General features: G+C 54.8%; 1 protein-coding gene. It reads right to left on the bottom strand.

All coding sequences use genetic code 11. The features are described 5' to 3' along the window. The coding region (locus GVJ63_RS21985) for a helix-turn-helix domain-containing protein (RefSeq protein ID WP_159227370.1) at window positions 1-268 on the bottom strand (268 nt) is incomplete at its 3' end. Window positions 269-434: the final 166 nt, after the last annotated feature.

Below are 434 nucleotides of genomic sequence, written 5' to 3'. Positions count from 1 at the left end.
GCATGTCCCCTTCGCCCGTAAGCAGCCAGTTCATATTTACGCCGTGCGTATAGAGGAGCGTCAGGTGCGACGTGGTCAGCGCATTGAGTCCCAGCTCATACCGCCGAAGTGTTGCTTTGTTCACGTCGAGTTGGAGGGCAAGGTCGCTTTGCGTGAGCTTTTTGCTTCTGCGCCACCAGCGAAGCCGCTCCCCGATCCCAAGGGCGGAGGGAGTCGGCATACCACCGGCGTCGAGGTCAGGCACCTCAGGAAAGCTACTTTTTTGCATCTTTTTTCTGGGTCGGGCTGCGAAAAGTTACGTTTTGGATAGCTTTTTGGTACACTCGGTTAACAGATCGTCGCAATTTGTATCTCTCAACCGCCATGCACGAAGCAGCCATCCTCAATCGTAACTTCCTGTTGCAAGCTCGCGAAGCAGCCAAAAAGCCTGAGGG

The sequence above is a fragment of the Pantoea sp. 18059 genome (assembly GCF_902706165.1).
In the GTDB taxonomy this organism is placed as follows: Bacteria; Pseudomonadota; Gammaproteobacteria; order Enterobacterales; family Enterobacteriaceae; genus Pantoea; species Pantoea agglomerans.
The sequence above is the reverse complement of the archived record's forward strand: the minus strand, read 5'-3'. Positions and strand labels throughout refer to the sequence as shown.